This is a genomic window from Streptomyces sp. NPDC021224 (assembly GCF_044332905.1).
In the GTDB taxonomy this organism is placed as follows: Bacteria; Actinomycetota; Actinomycetes; order Streptomycetales; family Streptomycetaceae; genus Actinacidiphila.
In genome coordinates, this window is the sequence record NZ_JBIRPW010000001.1 from 234923 (window position 1) to 253593 (window position 18671).

Below are 18671 nucleotides of genomic sequence, written 5' to 3' on the forward strand. Positions count from 1 at the left end.
CCGCAGAGTGATAAACCATCTGTGGATTTGTGGGACAGACAGCTCTGCCATCCGCAGGTGGCTCCCCTTCGGCGCGTGCACGTAATCAGCGTGGCCGGTCTGCTCCGTACCAAAGCACACCTGCACCGAATATCGGTACCGTCCGTCCCGGGTCCGACGGTGTCGGCTCAACTCCCCCCGGTGGCAGGGGAGTCCGCGCCGCGCGGCGGGATGCCGCGCAGTACCACCGCGCTGTTGAAGCCGCCCTGGCCGCGCGCGGTGACCAGCACCGTGCGCAGCGGGCGTTCGCGCGGTGCGCGGACGAGGTCGAGGCCGTACGCCGGGTCCGGGTCGTCGAGGTTGCCGACCGGCGGGATAACCCCGGCCCGCATCGCCAGCAGCGCGGTGGCGACGTTGAGCGCGGAGCCGCCCGCGAGCAGCCGCCCTGCCAGGCCCTGCGGGGCGGTGACGGGGACGCCGTGCGGGCCGAACACCGCGCACAGCGCGTGCGCCTCGGCGGCGTCGGCGTCCGGGCGGCCCGCCCCGTCGGCGAGCACCATGTCGATGTCGGACGGGACCGATCCGGCGCGCGCGAGGGCGAGTTCGATCGCGCGGGCGTACTGCCGGCCGTCCGGCGCGGTGTCCCGGTAGTGGTGGGCGTCGTGGGTGGCGGCGTATCCGGCGAGGGTGCCGTATCCGGCCGGGCCGGACCTGGCCCGTACCGCCTCTTCGTCCTCGACCAGCAGCACCGCGCCGCCCTCGCCGGGGACATGGCCGCCCGCGGCGCGGTCGAAGGGCTTGTAACCGGCCCTGGGGTCGGTCGCGGTGGACATCTTGCCGCCCGCCATCTGGGCGGTCAGCGCGTACGGGGCGAGCGGCGCCTCGGTGCCCCCCGCGAGCACGGCGCCGGTGCCGCGGCGGATGGCGCGGTCCGCCCAGCCGAGGCTGTCGATGCCGGACGCGGCGTCCGCGACCAGCACCCCGCAGGGGCCCTTGGTGCCGTGGTGGATGGCGAGTTGGCCGGTGCTGGCGGCGTAGAACCAGGCGATGGACTGGTAGACGCCGACCGCCTTGCGGCCCCGGCTCCACAGCGCCTGGATCTCGCGCTGCCCGAACTCGTTGCCGCCCGAACCGCTGCCGAGGATGACGGAGGTGGCGTACGGGTCGTGCGCGGCCGGGTCGTAGCCCGCGTCGGCGAGGGCCATCCCGGTCGCGGCGAAGGCGAGCCACGTCCAGCGGTCGGTCTGGATCGCCAGGCGTCCCGGTACGTACGCGTCCACGTCGAAGTCGCTGATCTGGCCCGCGAGTCGGGTGGCGTAGCCGCTCGCGTCGAAGGATTCGAGCGGGCGCACGGCCAGTTCGCCCGCGAGCGTCGCGCGCCAGTGCGCGTCCGCTCCGACGCCGGTCGGCGCCACCACGCCGAGCCCGGTGATCACGGCGGTCATCGGGGCACCGCCGTGAGGACGATGGCCGACTGGAAGCCGCCGAAGCCGCTGCCGACCGACAGCGCCGCGTCCACCCGGTGGTCGCGCGCGGTGTTGGGCACGTAGTCGAGGTCGCACTGCGGGTCGGCCTCGGCGTAGTTGGCGGTGGGCGGCACGACGTCGTGCTCGATCGCCAGCGCGGTCGCGGCCACCTCGATGGAGCCGATCGCGCCGAGCGAGTGCCCGACCATGGACTTGATGGAGCTGACCGGCACCCGGTAGGCGTGCGCGCCCAGGCTCGCCTTGAAGGCGGCGGTCTCGTGCCGGTCGTTCTGCTTGGTGCCCGAACCGTGTGCGTTGACGTAGTCCAGCGCGGTGGGGTCGAGCCGGGCCTGGTACAGCGCGCTGCGGATGGCGACGGCCATCTCGGCGCCGTCCGGGCGCAGTCCGGTCATGTGGAAGGCGTTGCAGCGGTTGGCGTAGCCGCGGATCTCGGCGTAGATGTGGGCGTCCCGCCGCCGGGCGTGCGTGTACTCCTCCAGGACGAGCACCGCGGAGCCCTCGCCCATCACGAAGCCGTCGCGCGTGGCGTCGAAGGGGCGGGAGGCGTGCTCGGGGTCGTCGTTGCGGGTGCTGGTGGCGCCGATCGCGTCGAAGCAGGCGATGGAGATGGGGGTGATGGGCGCGTCGCTCGCGCCCGCGAGGACGATGTCGGCCATGTCGTCCTGGATGAGCTGGTAGGCCTGGCCGAGCGCGTCGATGCCCGAGGTGCAGCCGGTGGAGATCACCGAGGCCGGGCCGTGCGCCCCGAAGCGGAAGGCGACCTCGGCCGCGAGGGTGCTGGGGACCCACGCCTGGTAGAGGAAGTCGGAGGCGAACCGCGGGTCGACGAGCCAGTTGCGGCCGCCGTCGCTGGCCACCACGTACTCGTCCTCCAGGCGGGTGCTCGCGCCGACCGCGCTGCCCAGGCACACCGCCATCCGGTCGTGATCGACGCCGCCGGGTCCGGCGGCGTCCAGTTCCAGGCCGGAGTCGGCGACCGCCTCGTCGGCGGCGACCAGCGCGAACTGCACGGAGCGGTCGTTGCGGAAGACCTCCTGCCGGGTCAGACCGGCGGCCAGCGGGTCGAAGTCGACCTCCGCCGCCAGTTGGGAGCGGAACTGCGCGGGGTTGAACAGCGAGATCCGCCGGGTGGCGGTACGCCCGTCGGTGAGCATCTGCCAGAAGGCCTTGCGGGTGGCCCCGCCGGGGGCGACCACCCCGATTCCGGTCACCACGATCCGCCGTCCCCCGGCCGCTGACGTGCCGGCGGGGCCGCTCAGCGGGCCGCTCATCGTGCCCGCTCGCTCAGTCCCTCGTTGACCAGCGCCACCAGCTCGCCGAAGGTCGCGTGGGCGTGCTCGTCCTCCAGCGCGATCCCGTAGCGGTCCTCGATCTCCGCCCTGACCTGGAGCTGCGCCAGCGAGTCGAGATCGACGTCGCTGAGCGTGGCGCCGGGGTCTGCGGTCACCGCGGAGCGGGGCAGTCCGGTTTTGACGACCAGGATCTCCATCAGCTCGTTAATTGTGAATGTCGGCACAGCGAATCCCCTTTCACATTTCCAGCAACGAACCCGGCGACTCAGGTTACGCAATATCCAGCCGGAATATCTTCAGCCCAGAGAACTAAATCGGCTCATACCCGCGAACGAGGCGCGCCCATCCTCGGGGACGAAGCCTTGCCGACCGGGGGAATTATTGACGCAATTTCCGGGCCGGTGCTTCACTGGCGTCAATTGATTTCCCGATTGCGAGGAGACGGTAATGGACTCGTCAGCAGCGGCCTCCGTATCCACGGCGCCGGCCGGCGCCGGGGTCACCTCGGTCGCGGTCGCGATGGCCCGCGCGCTGGAATCCGCCCGCCCCGACCGGATGTTCCACGACCCCTACGCGCAGGGGTTCGTGGACGCGGCCAAGGACGTGCTGGAGCCGGACGAGTGGCCTTCGCTGGAGGCGTGGGTCGACCTGTTCTACTCCCGCGGGGTCGTCCGCACCCGCTTCATCGACGACTACGTGTGCGAGGCGGTGGCCGCCGGCTGCCGCCAGGTCGTCATCCTCGGCGCCGGGCTCGACGCGCGCGCCTTCCGGCTGCCGGTGCCGGACGCCGACGTGTACGAGGTCGACACCCCGTCCGTCTTCGGCTTCAAGGACGCGGTGCTCGCCGCCGCGGGCGCGAAGCCGACCGCCCGCTCCCGCACCGCCGTGCACGCCGACCTGCGCGAGGACTTCGCCGCCCGGCTCGCCGGGCAGGCCTTCGACCCCGCCCGGCCGACCGCGTGGGTCGCCGAGGGCGTGCTGCCGTACCTCACCGGCGAGCAGGCGCGGAAGGTCGTCGGGGACGTCGGGCGGCTGTCCGCGCCGGGCAGCAGGCTGGTCTTCGAGCACTCCGACAAGGCCGGCCCCGACCCGCGGGCGAAGAACGCCGCCCTCAGCACGCCGGGCGCGGACCGGATCAGCGCGATGGTCCGCGGCGGCCTCGGCCCGGAGGGGCGGGACTGGGTCGCGGGGCAGGGCTGGAGCCTGCACGTGACCGACCGCGGCGAGCTGGGCGCGCGCTACGGGCGGCCCGACGGGCGGCTGCCGGGCGGCCAGTTCGTCACCGCGACCCGCGTCTGACACGTCCGGGCAGAGGACGCCGCACAGGATGCCGACGAGGACGCCGAGGGATTGACTGCCATGGAATCGAACCACGCGCAGACCGAACTTTCCGAACCGACGCAGGAGCGCATTCGGGCGGGGGCCGAGTCCTATCGGCGTCCCATGCTCGCCGCGTACGACCTCTTCGTGCTCGGCATGATGAGCCGCTTCATGTGGCGCTGCCCGCGCGGCAGAATGCTGGCACACTACAACCGCCACACCGGGGCCGCGCATCTCGATATCGGGCCGGGCACCGGATGGTTCATGGACAAATGCAGATTTCCGGTGGATTCCCCGTCGATCACCCTGCTCGACCTCAACGAGGTGGTCCTCACCACGGCCGCGCACCGCATCCGGCGCTACCGGCCCGAGGTCCGCACCGGTGACGCGTTCCACCCGTTCGACACCCTGGGCGGCGCGCGCTACGACTCGGTCGGCATGAACTTCCTGCTGCACTGCCTGCCGGGCACGATGGCGCAGAAGGCGGTGGTCTTCGACCACGTCACGCCCCATCTGCGGCCCGGCGCCCGGGTGTTCGGCGCCACCGTGCTGGGCCTGGGCCCGCACCACAGCAAGCGCTCCGGCAAGCTGCTGGCCAAGCTCAACCGCAGCGAGGTCTTCAGCAACCTCGACGACCGGATGGACGACCTCACCGAGCAGCTCGGCGCGCGCTTCACCGACGTCGAGACGGTCCGCTCCGGGACGGTCTGCCTGTTCGCCGCGCGCCACCCGGGGGCGTGATGGGCGCCGAACCGTCCGTCCCCGCCCAGGTGTTGCACGACGGTGTGCTCCAGGGCCTGGCCGTGGCCCGGATCCGGCTGGGCCGGGCGCTCGCCGCGCCCGGCCCGCTCCCCCGCGACGTCGGCGAGGCCCTGCGCGAGCTGCTGGACGGCGAGATCGCGGGCCTGCGGCGGCTCGTCGCGGACGCCCAGCACACGGACGACCGGCACGCGGACGCGCCCGGGTCCGCGGACCTCACGGACGCGCCCGACGCCCCGCCCCACGAGGACCTGCCCACCGCGCTCGCCGCGACCGCCGCGCACCTGGAGTCAACCACCGGCGTGCGGATCCGCGTCGACAACCACACCACCGCGTCCGGCAGTTGGGCAGGCAACGACCTGGTCGCGTACCGGATCGTGCGGGAGGCCCTGCACAACACCGCCCGGCACAGCGGCGCCGCGCACGCGTGGGTGTCGCTGGCGTCCTCGCGCAGCCGCCTGGTGTGCGTCGTCTCGGACGACGGCCACGGCTTCCAGCCCGCCCAAGAAGCCGCCTCGCGGGGCCACTTCGGGCTCGGCGCGAGCTATGCGCGGGCGCGGGCCGCGGGCGGCTACCTGGCCGTGCGGTCCGGCGGCGACGGCACCTCCCTGACGCTCTCGCTGCCCAGGGAGCCGCGCCCCGCCCCCGACGGGAGGTCCCGGCGATGAACCGCCCCGGGCCCGCCCCGAGCATCCTCATCTGCGACGACCACCCGGTCGTCCGGTACGGCATCCGCACCCTGCTGGACGGCGAGCGCTACCGCATCGCGGGCGAGGCCGCCGACCTGCCCGGCACCGTCGCGCAGGTCCGCCGGCACCGCCCCGACGTGCTGCTGCTCGACCTGAACTTCCCCGGCACCCTCAGCCTCCCCGTGCTGCCGACCGTACGGGCGCTGTCCCCGGCCACCCGGGTGCTCGTCCTGACCATGCGCAACGACCTGGACTGCGCGCGCGACGCGCTCGCCGCCGGGGCCCACGGCTTCCTCACCAAGGACGCCGCCGCCGAGGAGCTGGTCGCCGCCGTCGACGCGCTCGCGGCCGGCGGCCGTTACCTCCAACCCGCCCTCGGCGCCGCCCTGCTGGACCGCCCCGGGGGCTGCGACGGGCCGCTCAGCCGCCGCGAACGCGAGGTGCTGGGCCTGATCGCCGATGGCCTCACCCACCCGCAGATCGCCGACGAACTGGGCCTGTCCGTCCGCACCGTCGAGGCCCAGCGGGCCTCGATCAAGGTCAAGCTCGGCGTCAGCCGCCGGGCCGAACTGATCAGCCACGCACGGCGGTTGCGGCTGACCACGACAGGAGGAGAGCGCTGATGCCCACCGGCCGCCCCAGCCGCACCGCGATGAGTTCGGCGCACGCCCGCGCCGCGCACCAGACGGCGGACTCCGCGCGGGTCTTCGCCGACCCGCTGGCGGCGCGCATCCTGCCCGCCGCCACCGGGCCGGGCAGACCCGCCGCGGGTGTGCCGCACGGCATGCCCGCCGAGGTACGGCTGTTCATGGCGCTGCGCCACCGGGTCGCGGAGGACGCGCTGCTGGCCGCGACCCGCACCCGGCAGGTGGTCATCCTCGGGGCGGGCCTGGACACCTTCGCGTACCGCAACCGCAATCCCGCGCTGCGGGTCTTCGAGGTCGATCTGCCCGCCACGCAGGCGTGGAAGCGCGAGCGGCTGGCCGCGGCGGGCATCGACGTGCCCGACACGGTCGTCTTCTGCCCCGCCGACTTCGCCGAGCAGACCGCCGAATCGGCGCTGCTGTCCGCCGGGTTCGACCGGACGTCACCGGCGTTCTTCCTGCTGCTCGGGGTGGCGCCGTACCTGGAGCGGGAGGCGCTGCTGGAGACCGCGCGCTTCGTCGCGGGCCTGCCCGCGCCCGCCGAGCTGGTCTTCGACTACAACCAGCCCGCCGCCGCGCTGCCCGCGCACCGCAGGCCCGCGCTCGCCGCGCAGGCCGAGGCGATGGCGCGGATGGGCGAGCCGTGGCGGTCCTTCTTCACCCCGCCGGAGATCGCCGCGGAGCTGGCCGACGCGGGCTTCGGCAGCATCGTCGACGTCGGCTGGCGGGACTGCGTGACGCGCTACGACCTCGATCCGGCGCTGCCCGACCTGTTCGGCGGCCGCATCGTGCACGCCCGTACCCCCCACGACGAGAGGAGCCAGTGATGCACGCCCTGGTCATCGGCGGCGGGGTGGCCGGTCCGGCCACCGCTGTCGCGCTGCGTGCGATCGGCGCGGAGGTCACCGTCTGCGAGGCCCGCCCGGCCGAGGACAAGGACGCCGGGCTGTGGGTCATGGTCGCCCCCAACGGCCTGGCCGCCCTGGACGTGCTGGGCCTGAAGGAGGCCGTGCTGCGCGAGTCGCTCGCGGGCGCCGCGGGCCCCTCCGGCTTCGCACCGATCCGCCGGGCAGGCCTCTACCGGGTGCTGCGGGAGGCCGCGGTGGCGGCCGGCGCCCGGATCGTGCACGACCGCAAGCTGGTCGGCGCGGACACCTTCGCGGACGGCGTGGTCGCGCGCTTCGCCGAGGGCCCCGCGCTCTCCGGCGATCTGCTCGTCGGCTGCGACGGCATCCACTCGCGCACCCGGACCCTCATCGACCCGGACGCGCCCGGCACCCGCTACGTCCCCCTGCTCAACCTCGGCGGTTTCGCCTCCGGCGTGGACGCCCCGGGCGATCCGGCCCAGCTCCAGTTCGTCCCCACCCGCAAGGGCTTCTTCGGCTACACCGTCTCCGGCAGCCGCGAGGTGTGGTGGTTCGCGAACCTGCCGTGGGGCGCCGAGCCGTCCCGCGCCGAACTGGCCGCGATGGACCGCGCCGCCCTCACCGCCCGCCTCCTGGACACCTTCGCCGCCGCCCCGCCCTTCGTCGCCGACGTCATCCGCGCGACCTACACCGACCTGTACGCGCTCGCCACCCACGACCTGCCCACCGTCCCCGTCTGGCACCGCGACCGCCTGGTGCTGCTCGGCGACGCCGCCCACGCCACGACGCCCACCTCCGGCCAGGGCTCGTCCATGGCCCTGGAGGACGCCGTGGTCCTCGCCCAGTGCCTGCGCGACCTGCCGTGGGGCCAGGCCCCCGCGCGCTACGAGGAGTTGCGGCGCGGCCGTGTCGAGGCCGTCGTCGCGCTCGGCGCCCGCGCGTCGGCCGCCAAGCTCGACGCCGGCCTGCCCGACAACTCCCTGGACTGGGTGCTGGACCACCGCATCGACTGGCCCTCCCGCGTCTGAGCGGGCCGGACACACCGAAGGGGCGCGGCGCACCTGCCGCGCCCCTTCGGCGTCCGCGTCGCACCCACCGCCTCACACCACCAGCCGCTCGCGCAGCGCGGCCAGCGTCCCGGCGGTCACCCCGCAGCGGTCGGTCAGATAGCCCGCGACCGAGCCGTGGCGGTCGCGCAGCGCGGCCAGCGTGTGCTCCATCGCGGAGCGCGGGGCGCCGAAGACGGTGTGGTAGCGGGATTCGTCGAGGCCGAGGCGGCGCAGCCGCGGCAGCATCGCGGTCAGCCGCCGCTCGCTGTAGTGGCGGCGGCTGAGCGTGTAGTCGTCCAGCACCGCGGCCGTCGGGACGCCGAGGGCCGACAGCAGGAGGGCGGCCGCCATGCCGGTGCGGTCCTTGCCCGCGGTGCAGTGCACGAGGGCGGGGGCGCCGTCCGGGGCGGCGAGGCCGGTGAGGACACGGCCGAAGGTCGCGGCGTCCTGGTCGGCCATGTCGAGGTAGACGCGGTGCAGGAAGTCGTCGGGCAGGGCGTCGAGCCGTCCGGCCCGGAAGAGGTCGCCGAGCAGCGAGGTGCGGGACGCGTCGCCGCCGATGTCGTACGGCTCGTGCCGGACGGCCGCCGGGAGCGCCGAGGGGGCCTTGGCGCGCTCCTCGGGGGTGCGCAGGTCGTAGGCCACCCGCAGGCCGAGGGGGGTGAGGGCGGCGAGGTCGGCGGGGGTGAGGCGGTCGGGGGCGTCGGCCCGGAAGACCAGGCCCCAGCGGGTGCGGCCGCCGTCCAGCGTGGGATAGCCGCCGAGGTCGCGGAAGTTGGTCGCGCCCTCCAGCGGCAGGACGCGTTCGGCGCCGAGCACGGCGGGCCCGCCGCCCTCGGGGCCGACGCGTACGTAGTGGCGCCCGGGGCCGAGGCCGTCGAGGGCGACCCGGCGGGCGGCGCCGTCCGCGACGCGGGCGACGGGCGGGCCGCTGCCGGCCGCCTCGGGCGTCGCCCCGACCGCGACCTCCACGGCGCCCGGTCCCGCCGCCTCCCACGTCACGTCGAGCCCGCCCGTGGCGCCGCGCACCACGTCGACCGCCAACACGACCGTTCCCATGTGCTCCTCCGCTCGTCGGTGCGTTTCGCCGGTGCGTCTCGCCGGTGCGTTCGTCGTGCGGTGTGCGGTGGTGCGGTTCGGGGCTACGTACGGCCTTCCGGCCAGGGCAGGTCGCCCGCCTCGATCGCGGCGGCGGTGCGGTCCAGCCAGGCCAGCTCGGCGACCCGCAGCGCCTGGGCGTAGTCGGCCTCCAGCGTCACGACCCGCGGCAGGTCCGCGGTGTCGGCGGCGAGCTGGGCGGCGACGCGGTCGTGCTCGGCCCGGATCGCGCCGCGCCGCTCGCGCAGCAGGGCGGCGGCGGTCGCGGGGTCGAGGTCGAGGACGTGCGCGAGGCCGGTGACGAAGACGGGGAAGTCCTGCGCGGGTGTGCGCAGGTAGTCCCGCACCAGGGCGTCGGCGACGGCGACGCCCTCGTCGGTGATCGCGTACACCGTCCGCTCCGGCCGCGCGCCTGCCCGCTCCGACGTCACGCTCGTGACGAGCCCGGCCTCGGCGAGCCGCCGGATGGCGTCGTAGAGCGACCCGCCGCGCATCTTCACGACCTGGTCCACATGCCGCTCGCGCACGAGTGCCTGGATCTCGTACGGATGCCGCGGCCGCTCCCTGAGCAGGCTCAGCACCGCGAGCGTGAGCGGACTGCGCACCGCGCGCGCCGCCATCGCGCCCCCCCTCTCCCCGGTGACCGATGTCGATTACCCGACTTCGACTATACCCTTCGCGCCCCCGCCCGCGCTGCCCCTCGTCCGGAATGCCGCCCGCGCGCACGTGTGCGACGGTGAGGAAGGAGAGCGGGAGGAGGGCGGTGCGATGAGGGCACTGGAGACGATCGGATTCTCGCTGGCGGTGATCGCCATCTGCGTCGGCACGCTGCTCGTGCTCATCGGCGGCACGAAGTACCAGCACAGCGACCGCAAGGACTGAGCCCGGGGTCGCCCCGGGGTCACCGTGCGGTCGGCGTGGGCTCGGTCTCGCGGTCGTTCTGGAGTATCCACAGGTCGTGGAAAAGTCCGGGACGGTCGCGCAGCTCGGCGAAGGTGCCGTACTGGACGAGGCGGCCGCGGTCGAGGACGGCGATCTTGTCGGCGACGGTGACGTTGGTCAGCCGGTGCGTGACGAGGACGACCGCGCGGTCGGCGGCCAGGGTGCGCAGGCCGGTGAAGATCCGGTGCTCGGCGCGCGGGTCGAGGGCGGCGGTGGGCTCGTCGAGGACGAGCAGGCCCGCGTCCCGGTGGAAGGCGCGGGCCAGCGCCACCCGCTGCCACTGCCCGCCGGACAGCTCCTGGCCGCCCCACCACTCGCGGGCCAGCAGGGTGTCGAGGCCCGAGCGCAGCGAGTCCATGACGTCGTCGGCGCCGGAGGCCAGCGCCGCGGCGCGCACGGCGTCGTCCGCGGCGGGGAGGGGCTGGCCGAGGGTGATGTTCTCGCGGGCCGTCAGCGGCCACCGCGCGTACTCCTGCGGGACGACCGCGACCCGCCGCCAGGCCGCCTGCGCGTCGAGCGTGCGGGTGTCGGCGCCGTCCCACGTCACGCTGCCCGCGCCGGGCAGGTAGAGCGCGGCCAGCAGCTTGCTCAGCGTGGTCTTGCCCGAGCCGTTCTCGCCGACCAGCGCGAGGACCTCGCCGCGCCGCACCTCCAGGGTGATCCCGTCCAGGGCGGGCCGATCGGCGTGCGGGTAGGTGTAGCCGAGGGCGTCGGTACGGACGACGGCGGGGCCGTGCGGGACGGTGTCGCCGCGGGCGACGCGGTGGCCGCCGGCCTCGTCCAGGAAGTCCGACCAGTCGTCGAGGTACATGCCGGTACGGAAGATGATCGCCCCGTAGCCGACGACCCCGCGCAGCCCCGACCCCACCGAGCGCAGCGCGAACGTCGCCGTCCCGGCCGCCGCGACCGACACCCGTCCCGTCGCGATGAGCCACAGCAGCGTCGCCCACACCGCACCCGAGGCCGCACCGCCCGCCAGGCTCCCGGCGAACGCCATCTTCGCCGCCCGCCACGCCGCCCGGTCGGTCGCCGCGTCCACCCGCGCCCCGGCCGCGCGGTACTTGCCCAGCAGGAAGCCCGCCATCGTGCCCGAGCGGATCTGGTCGGCGTTCTGCTTGTCGACCAGGTACCAGCGCAGGATGCCCAGCAGCCGCCGGTCCTTCATCGTGTCCAGCGACGTCAGGTACGTCAGCCGGGCCGCCCGCACGCCCGCGACCGCCTGCGGGGCCGAGGCGAGCACCAGCAGCGGCAGCAGCACCGGGTGGACGGTCGTCAGCACCGCGGCCGCCGCGACCAGCGACGCCGCGGCCGCCAGCACGCTCTGCGACTGGTTGAGCATCTCCTGCGAGACCTCCACCCCGCGGTCGGCCGCGTCCCAGCGGTCGTTGTAGCCGGGGTGGTCGTACGCCGCCAGCTCCGCGTGCGTCGCCGCGTCCAGCAGCCGCAGCTCCGCCTCACGGGAGATCCGCGGCGCCAGCCGGGTGGACAGCGCGGTGACCGCGATGGCCAGCACCGCGCGCAGCCCCGCCGCCGAGGCCAGCAGGACGAGCGAGGGCGCGGCCTGGTGCAGGCGGGCGGCGACATGGCCCGACGCGATGACGGCGGTGATCGTGCCCGTCATCGCCAGCAGGCCCAGCGCCTCCAGCACCCCGGACACCACCTGGCACACCAGCAGCGCGACGACCGCGGCGCGGTCCACCTGCCACGCCATGCCCAGCGCGCGGGCGATCAGCTGCGGCAGGCGGCGGGCCATCGCCCCGAGCGTGATCGACTTCCCGGCCTCCAGCCGCCGGTCGGCGGGAAGGTCCAGCCGCAACTCCTCGGTGACGGCCTTCGCCCCGCCGGGCGCCCCGGCCGCCGCCCCCTCGGCCCGGGAAGCCCCCTCGACCCGGGGCGCCCCCTCGGCCGGCCCGGGCGCCCCCGCCGCATCCCCGACACCGGCCGCACCCTGCTTCGGTAAGCCCGACGTCCGCTTCGTCATGACCCGCCCCTTGTGTTCGGCCGCGGGCACGGCAGCCGCGATCCGGCCCACCAGTGTGCTCCCGCCGCCCGCCCCGGCAGGGCCCCCGCCGCAAACCCCGTCCGGCGCGCGGACGCATGCCCCCCGCATATGGCGTACGCCGGTACGTCCCGGAGGGGCGCGGGGACCGCCCTGTGCGGAGGGCGACCCCTTGCCGAGCGCTCCGCGCGGCACCCGCACGCCGCCGCCCCGCGCCCGGCGCGTGGAAGTTTTTTTTCATGCGCCTTGTGCGGGACGAAAGTTACCTTCACTCTTGGCTTGGACGATGCCGTCCCCACACCCCCCACCCGGAACTCCCTTCCTGTCCGGAGGAATCCATGATTTGGCATGCCCCTGTCAGTTCCCGCGGGTTCGCCGCCTGCGCGGTCCTGGCCTGTGCCGCCCTCGGTGCCACCGCAATACCGGCCGCGGCCGCCCCCTCGCACACCGCCAAGAACCCGATCACCCACCCCGAGCTGGACTGGGCCGGGTCGCAGACCGCCAAGCACCAGTCCGCCTCCGCGGACACGAGCCACCTCACCCTCACCCCGAACGTCGCGGGCACGCCCGGCCTCGACGTCAGCGGCTACCAGGGCAACGTCAACTGGGCCTCGGTCGCGGCGAACGGGGCGCGCTTCGCGTACGTCAAGGCGACGGAGTCCACGTCGTACACGAACCCGTACTTCACCCAGCAGTACAACGGTTCGTACAACGCGGGCCTCATCCGCGGCTCGTACCACTTCGCGACCCCGAACACGTCCTCGGGCGCCACGCAGGCGGACTACTTCGTCGCCCACGGCGGCGGCTGGTCGAAGGACGGCAAGACGCTGCCCGGCATGCTCGACATCGAGTGGAATCCGTACGGCGCGAGCTGCTACGGCCTGTCGGCGGCCGGAATGGTCAACTGGATCCTGTCCTTCAGCAACGAATACCACGCGAAGACCAGCCGCTGGCCGGTGATCTACACGGCGACGAGCTGGTGGAGCCAGTGCACCGGCAACACGGGCGACTTCTCCTCCACCAACCCGCTGGCGCTGGCCAATTACAACGGCAGCCCCGGCACCATGCCGTACAAGTGGCCCTACCAGACGATCTGGCAGTACGCCGACAGCGGCGTCTTCCCGGGCGACCAGGACGCCTTCAACGGCGACTTCAGCCGGGTGCAGGCACTGGCCAACGGCTGACCCCGCCCCGGCGGCAGCACGCCGCCGGAGCAGACCGGAGCCCCCGTCCGCTACGCGCGTAGCGGACGGGGGCTCCGTCGTGCCCGGGCAGCGGCACCCGCTCGTCGTGTTCCGTTAACATGTTCGAGCCCATGACGATTCTCCTTCGCCGCCCGTTCACCGGAAAGCACCGCATTACGGCATGAAAAACGCGATATCCCGTCCCACCATGACAAACAGGCCAGTCCGTTGACGCAGATACCCTCGCGAATACGGGCCCGAATACCCCGGCAGACCCGGTCACCCCGGCACCCGGACCGTTCCACCGAAGCGACCCCCGCCGCGAACTCCACGCACGCGGTGCAGGCGGCCGCGCCGGTGAAACCGATCCGGGTGCCGGGATGGCTGTGGGGCGTGGCCGGGGTGGTGACCGCGCTCTTCATGGCCGGGATGGAGATCGCCGCCCGGCACTACGACCTGCCGGGGCCGGTCACCAACCAGGTGCGCGAGGTCGTCTTCGCGCCGAAGTCCGGCTTCCTGCTCTACGCGAGCATGGCGCTGATGATGGTCGTGCTCACCTGGCGGGAGCGGGCGGTCGCGCTCGGCGCGGCGGTCGGCATCGACGCCGTCCTCCTGCTGGTGCGCTGGGCGGTGGGCGCGAAGCCGGCGTTCGGCAACGGGGCGCTGTGGGTGATCATCGGCGTCGTCGTGATCGCGCTGACCCGGCGCACCGGGCGGGAACGCGAGCTGCTGCTCAAGGGCGTCGGGCTGGGACTGCTGCTGGTGACCGGCCGCAAGGTCGGCGACACGTGGCTGCTCATCACGTCGAAGGCCCGCCCGTCGGTGCTCGACCCGTACGCCGAGACCGCCGACCGCGCGCTCGGCAACCCGTCGTGGCTGGTCGGCCGGATGGTGCACGCCACCGGGCCGGTCGGCGAGCACCTGCTGGACTACGTCTACATCCAGCTCGCGGTCGCCGCGGTCGCCGTCGCCTTCTACCAGCTGCGGCACGTCGCGACCGACCGCCGCTTCCCGCGCCACCACCTGGTGCGCACCTTCCTGGTCATCGGCCTGCTCGGACCGGGCATCTACATGCTCTTCCCGACCGTCGGCCCGGTCTTCGCGTACGGCGGCGACGGCGGCCACTGGGCCCTCGCCAACCTGTGGCCGCACACCCCGCCCGCGCTCACCACCCCGCACCCGATGCCCTTCGACGAGGTCACCCCGCGCAACTGCATGCCCAGCCTGCACACCGCGTGGGCCACCGCGATCTTCATCCACTCCCGCCGCGGCCCCCGCGCCCTGCGCTGGGCCGGCGCCTTCTGGCTCGTCGCGACCCTGCTGGCCACCCTCGGCTTCGGCTACCACTACGGCGTGGACCTCGTCGCGGGCGCCGTCTTCTCCCTCACGATCGAGGCCGCCCTGCGCACCCTCGACCGCGGCCTCGACCCCCGCGGCCTCGCCCTCGTCGCCTACGGCACGACCGTCTTCACCGCCCTGCTGCTCGCCTACCGCTACCTCCCGATGCAGATGGCCCACCACGCCTGGCTCTTCGGCCCCCTGCTGATCCTGGCGCTGCTCTCGGTGATCACCGCCTACATCCGCACCACCCGCCCCTGGACCCCCTCCCCGACCCCCCACCCCCACCCGGAGCCGACCCCCGTCCTGGTCTGACCGTGCCGCCTCCCGGCCCGCACGGGGCGGGGCCACGGCCGTGGGGGGCGCGTTTATGCGATGACGCCAATATTGGCGTCGCCGCATGGACGCCCCGGATACTCCGCCCGTAACGTCGGTGCGAACCGGCCCGCAGGCGGCCGGCCCAAGGGGGTTCGCGGTCATGGCTCGTGAAGAACTGACCCTGCTCACCGGCAACGGCAACGGCACATGCGGAAAGGACGACTGCCCGAACGTCTACCGGACGGCATCGGGATCGTTCGTGATCCAGGGCGAGGTGTCGCACGCCTTCGCGGCACCCGACGGGGAAGCCCTCGTGGAAATTCCGGAGGAGACCTTGAGGGAGGCCGTTCGTGCTCTTGGCTGGTGAGGAATGGGCGGCCCGGTTCCAGGGATTCCGGCGGGAGGCCTGGCGCCTGGAGACCCTTCCGCAATACCTCATGCCGCAGGAGGAAGAGGAGTTCGCGGCGTTCCGCGCCGGGGCCCGCATCGACCCCCGGGCAGTCTCGAACGAGTACACGGACCGGCTCCGCCGACAGGTCGCAGAAGGACGCTCGCAAGGGCGCGTCCACATCCTCAGCCGACCGCTCTCGCCGTACCTGCGCTTCGAGTTCTCCCAGTACTACGCGCCCCATGCGCTGGCCGGTGAAGAGATTCGCATTCTGGACGTGACGGACCGGGCGAATCCCCTGGACGGCGTCCAGGACTTCTGGATCTTCGACGGCACGGAAGTGGTGCTGATGAACTACGCGCCGGACGGGCGCCAGATCAACCGCGAGGTCCACGACGGCGACCCGGCGCCCTTCGCCGAGTACCAGCGCATCGCGGTGGCCGCGTCGGTGCCGTTCGAGGAGTACGTGAAGGGCTTTGACGCTTGATCCCGGGACCCTGGGACAGTCCAGGTCCGACTTGGCAGGAGCGTTGAGAAACCAGCGCAGGCGAGCCGGGAAGACACAGACCTGGCTCGCCCGTCGTTGCGCCATGTCACAGACCAAGGTCAGCAACATCGAGAGCGGAAAACTCACGCCTTCCCTTGTCGATGTCGAACTCGTCCTGGAAGCCCTGGGTACTCGGGAGGACACGAGGGCCGAGATCATCACCCTCGCGAGGACTGCCAACACGGAATGGCAGGACCACTGGTCCTCGCGTCGGCGCGGCTTGGACAAGAAGCAGAACGAACTGGCCGGGCTGGAGAGCGCCTCGACCGAATTCCGGTTTTTCCTGCTGTCGATGATCACCGGACTGCTCGCCACACCCGACTATGTGCGCGCCAGCATCGCCGATGTCCCGGGCGACCAGTCGAAGACCATCGCCAGGAAGCTGGAACGGCAGCAGGTGCTCTACGATCCGACCAAGTCGTTCACTTTTCTCCTCACCGAGCAAGCGGTCAGGTGGCCCCTCATCCCACCTACGGCAATGGCTCTGCAACTGGACCGGCTCGCATCGGTCTCCCGCTTCCCGAATGTGCGCCTGGGAGTGATCCCGCTGGGCGGGCATATCCCGGAAAGGCCGCTCAACACTTTCACGGTTTACGATCGAAGACTCGCCACGGTGGAGACCGGAACGGGCGCGTTGATACTGCGGGACCGCAGAGACGTAGAGGCATACCTCAAGGATTTCGAATCATACGAGCGGTACGCGGCCTTCGGGGACGAGTGCCGAGAGTTTCTGACCAACTGGTCCATGATCTTTACCCGACAACACCAATAGCTCTGGTTCCGCAAGGGCAATCCTCCCTAGCGTTCCCCTCGTCGCACCCGCCAGTGGGGAAGGGAATCCGTATGACCGACACGACCGCCCATCTCGTCGACCCGCGCGAACTCCTGTCGCCGGGGGACCGCGAGCGGATCATCAAAACCGTCCGCGCACAGCATCCGGGGATCACCGAGGAGCGTGCGGCCACCGGGGTCGGACAGATGGCCGCGTTTCTCGCGGCATGCGCCGGGTCGGACCGGCCGCTCAGCCCGTCGCCCGAGGTGGACGACTACTGGCACGCGTGGCTGATGCACACCGAGGCGTACATGGCCTGGTGCACCGACCGCTTCGGCACGATGGTCCACCACAAGCCGGGTTACCTCGATCCGGTGGAACACGGCGGCGGCAAGGTGCTGCGTCAGCGCGCCGTCGACACCATCACGGACCTCGGCTTTCTGGTGGACCCCGACTTCTGGCCCGAGATCGAACTGGCGGAGTGCTCGCAGTGCCACGCCAACTGCTCCGACAGCCCCCTGACGCCTGAGGGCTGACCTCCGCGGCGGGCCGGTGCGCCGGGATACGGCGTATCGGCCCGCACCGAGCAAGGAAGACGGCAACCGTGACCCGCACCCCTTGGACGGACCTTCCCGCAGACGCCCGCCGGGCCGTGGAGCACACCATCGGCCCTGTCCGTTCCGCCGTCACCCCGCGGGCCGGCGTCATGTCGGCGTGCGTCACCCGCCTCGTCACCGACGCAGGCGCGTACTTCGCCAAGGGCACGCCCGCCGACGCGCCGGACGCCTGGACGTACCGCCATGAGTTCCGTGTGGTCGGCCACGTACACGCGGCGCCGCTTCCCCTCTGGGAGGCCGAAGGGGGCGGATGGCGCTTCTACGGCTACAGCATCCTGCCGGGGCGGCACGCCGACTTCGCCGAGGGCTCGCCGGACCTCGGCCCCGTCGTGGAGGCGCTCGCCCGGCTCTCGGCCATGCCGTGGCCGACGGAGATCAGCAAACGTCCCCTGCGAGAGCGCCTGGCGCCGTTCACGCCCGAGGGCGCAGGATCGGCGCTCGCGGGGTCGGCGCTCACGCACAGCGATCTCGGCGAGCGGAACATCCTTGTCGACGGCCGTACGGTGGGCCTGGTCGACTGGGCCCTGTCCTGCCCCGGACCGGGGTGGGCCGACGCCGCGCTGTGGGTTCCCCGGTTGATCGCGGCAGGACACGGCTTCCGCTCCGCGCACGCCCTCGCCCTGGCTGTCCCCGCCTATGCGGAAGCCGACCCCGACGCCCTCGCCGTCTTCGCCCGCACCGTCCGGTCCTTCTGGGAGCATCGCGCCACGGTGGACCCGCTGCCGCACCGCGCCGCCCTGGTCGCCGCCGCCCGGGAATGGGAGCGGGCCGCGGGCAGGCAGGAGCCGCCCCCGGCACCGCCGAGGCCGTACCGCTCCGGCCTGGGCTCACCGTGAGTGTGCGCGCCACGACAGCGGGGGTGGGGCGGGCGGGCGCCGGGGCCGCGGGGCTCGCGCCTTTGTCGCCGCTGAACCCGGCCCCCGGGCTCAGCGCAGCGTGCGCCAGATCAAGCACACCATTCCCGAGCCGGAGGACCGCGGGCCGATCGCACACGGCGCGGCAGCAAGGGCGGCCGGCCCGTCGGCCTCGGCAGCGAGATCTACGAGCGCCGCGACGAGGTCGAGCGCGGCGGCCCGTCCATGGCTACGGCCGTGATCCGGCCGCACCCTTCAGAAGCCTGAGAGTTCCCCGTGGTCCGGGCTTCGGCGGAGCGGGAGCATCTGGCTGAGGACGATGAGGAGGAGCCCGGCGAAGAGGACGGCGTTGCCGCTGAAGAAGCGGACCTCCCACGAAACGCCCGGCAGGACCCGAAAGTAGAAGAGGCTCTGCAGAAGGGCGGACGCGCCCGCGAGCAGGGCGCCGAGGCCGTGGAGCTGGGGCCTGGTGACGTGGCGGCGCGCCGTGGGCAGGATCCACCCTGTCCGGAGCGTCACGGCTCCCAAC

At 73.2% G+C, this 18671-nt stretch carries 20 protein-coding genes; 13 read left to right on the plus strand and 7 right to left on the minus strand.

Annotation, left to right across the window (positions count from 1 at the left end; genetic code table 11):
• Positions 1-167: 167 nt before the first annotated feature.
• Genes ACH4PY_RS00940 through ACH4PY_RS00950 form a run of 3 tightly spaced genes read right to left on the minus strand, consistent with a single transcriptional unit; the run spans position 168 to position 2982 of the window.
• Positions 168-1424 carry a beta-ketoacyl synthase N-terminal-like domain-containing protein gene (locus tag ACH4PY_RS00940; protein ID WP_398174228.1) on the minus strand — a complete coding sequence of 419 codons (1257 nt, stop codon included), beginning with the start codon at positions 1422-1424 and terminating at the stop codon, positions 168-170.
• Positions 1421-2737, minus strand: coding sequence for a beta-ketoacyl-[acyl-carrier-protein] synthase family protein (locus ACH4PY_RS00945; RefSeq protein ID WP_398174231.1), 1317 nt, complete (start codon positions 2735-2737; stop codon positions 1421-1423). Before ACH4PY_RS00945 ends, ACH4PY_RS00940 begins: the two co-directional genes overlap by 4 nt.
• Positions 2734-2982 (minus strand): acyl carrier protein, encoded by a 249-nt coding sequence (locus ACH4PY_RS00950; RefSeq protein ID WP_159011933.1) that lies wholly within the window; start codon positions 2980-2982, stop codon positions 2734-2736. Before ACH4PY_RS00950 ends, ACH4PY_RS00945 begins: the two co-directional genes overlap by 4 nt.
• A 223-nt stretch (positions 2983-3205) precedes the next feature.
• Here ACH4PY_RS00950 and ACH4PY_RS00955 point away from each other — a divergent pair, with 223 nt between their 5' ends.
• Genes ACH4PY_RS00955 through ACH4PY_RS00980 form a run of 6 tightly spaced genes read left to right on the plus strand, consistent with a single transcriptional unit; the run spans position 3206 to position 8064 of the window.
• Positions 3206-4057 carry an SAM-dependent methyltransferase gene (locus tag ACH4PY_RS00955; RefSeq protein ID WP_398174235.1) on the plus strand — a complete coding sequence of 284 codons (852 nt, stop codon included), beginning with the start codon at positions 3206-3208 and terminating at the stop codon, positions 4055-4057.
• 60 nt (positions 4058-4117) lie between these two features.
• Positions 4118-4819, plus strand: coding sequence for a class I SAM-dependent methyltransferase (locus ACH4PY_RS00960; RefSeq protein ID WP_398174238.1), 702 nt, complete (start codon positions 4118-4120; stop codon positions 4817-4819).
• On the plus strand, positions 4819-5505 hold the full coding sequence (locus ACH4PY_RS00965) for a sensor histidine kinase (RefSeq protein WP_398174241.1): 687 nt from the start codon (positions 4819-4821) through the stop codon (positions 5503-5505). The genes ACH4PY_RS00960 and ACH4PY_RS00965 overlap by 1 nt, the downstream gene beginning before the upstream one ends.
• Complete coding sequence (locus tag ACH4PY_RS00970) at positions 5502-6149, plus strand: response regulator (protein WP_398174244.1); 648 nt, start codon at positions 5502-5504, stop codon at positions 6147-6149. The genes ACH4PY_RS00965 and ACH4PY_RS00970 overlap by 4 nt, the downstream gene beginning before the upstream one ends.
• On the plus strand, positions 6149-6997 hold the full coding sequence (locus tag ACH4PY_RS00975) for a class I SAM-dependent methyltransferase (RefSeq protein ID WP_398174247.1): 849 nt from the start codon (positions 6149-6151) through the stop codon (positions 6995-6997). The genes ACH4PY_RS00970 and ACH4PY_RS00975 overlap by 1 nt, the downstream gene beginning before the upstream one ends.
• Positions 6997-8064: an FAD-dependent monooxygenase gene (locus tag ACH4PY_RS00980; RefSeq protein ID WP_398174250.1), complete on the plus strand. Its 1068-nt coding sequence runs from the start codon at positions 6997-6999 to the stop codon at positions 8062-8064. Before ACH4PY_RS00975 ends, ACH4PY_RS00980 begins: the two co-directional genes overlap by 1 nt.
• Positions 8065-8136: 72 nt before the next feature.
• Here the strand turns inward: ACH4PY_RS00980 and ACH4PY_RS00985 are convergent, their stop codons facing one another.
• From ACH4PY_RS00985 to ACH4PY_RS00995, 3 genes are all read right to left on the minus strand, one after another.
• Positions 8137-9144 (minus strand): tyrosine-protein phosphatase, encoded by a 1008-nt coding sequence (locus ACH4PY_RS00985; RefSeq protein WP_398174253.1) that lies wholly within the window; start codon positions 9142-9144, stop codon positions 8137-8139.
• A gap of 83 nt (positions 9145-9227) precedes the next feature.
• On the minus strand, positions 9228-9803 hold the full coding sequence (locus ACH4PY_RS00990) for a PadR family transcriptional regulator (RefSeq protein WP_398174256.1): 576 nt from the start codon (positions 9801-9803) through the stop codon (positions 9228-9230).
• Positions 9804-10084: 281 nt separating this feature from the next.
• Positions 10085-12106, minus strand: a complete 2022-nt coding sequence (locus ACH4PY_RS00995) for an ATP-binding cassette domain-containing protein (protein WP_398174259.1) — start codon at positions 12104-12106, stop codon at positions 10085-10087.
• 356 nt (positions 12107-12462) lie between these two features.
• Between ACH4PY_RS00995 and ACH4PY_RS01000 the strand changes: the two genes are divergently transcribed.
• From ACH4PY_RS01000 to ACH4PY_RS01030, 7 genes are all read left to right on the plus strand, one after another.
• A complete protein-coding gene (locus tag ACH4PY_RS01000; protein ID WP_398174262.1) occupies positions 12463-13308 on the plus strand; it encodes a lysozyme in 846 nt (281 codons plus the stop codon).
• 366 nt (positions 13309-13674) lie between these two features.
• A complete protein-coding gene (locus tag ACH4PY_RS01005; protein ID WP_398176006.1) occupies positions 13675-14961 on the plus strand; it encodes a phosphatase PAP2 family protein in 1287 nt (428 codons plus the stop codon).
• A 163-nt stretch (positions 14962-15124) separates the two neighbouring features.
• Positions 15125-15331, plus strand: a complete 207-nt coding sequence (locus ACH4PY_RS01010; protein ID WP_398174265.1) for a hypothetical protein — start codon at positions 15125-15127, stop codon at positions 15329-15331.
• Positions 15315-15839, plus strand: a complete 525-nt coding sequence (locus ACH4PY_RS01015) for a DUF6879 family protein (protein ID WP_398174268.1) — start codon at positions 15315-15317, stop codon at positions 15837-15839. Before ACH4PY_RS01010 ends, ACH4PY_RS01015 begins: the two co-directional genes overlap by 17 nt.
• A complete protein-coding gene (locus tag ACH4PY_RS01020; RefSeq protein ID WP_398174271.1) occupies positions 15829-16671 on the plus strand; it encodes a helix-turn-helix domain-containing protein in 843 nt (280 codons plus the stop codon). Before ACH4PY_RS01015 ends, ACH4PY_RS01020 begins: the two co-directional genes overlap by 11 nt.
• 71 nt (positions 16672-16742) lie before the next feature.
• Positions 16743-17207 (plus strand): hypothetical protein, encoded by a 465-nt coding sequence (locus ACH4PY_RS01025; protein ID WP_398174274.1) that lies wholly within the window; start codon positions 16743-16745, stop codon positions 17205-17207.
• Between the two features lie 68 nt (positions 17208-17275).
• Complete coding sequence (locus ACH4PY_RS01030; RefSeq protein ID WP_398174277.1) at positions 17276-18124, plus strand: phosphotransferase; 849 nt, start codon at positions 17276-17278, stop codon at positions 18122-18124.
• A 273-nt stretch (positions 18125-18397) separates the two neighbouring features.
• On the opposite strand, the gene ACH4PY_RS01035 is transcribed toward ACH4PY_RS01030, so the two are convergent.
• Positions 18398-18661, minus strand: coding sequence for a hypothetical protein (locus tag ACH4PY_RS01035; RefSeq protein ID WP_398174280.1), 264 nt, complete (start codon positions 18659-18661; stop codon positions 18398-18400).
• Positions 18662-18671: the final 10 nt, after the last annotated feature.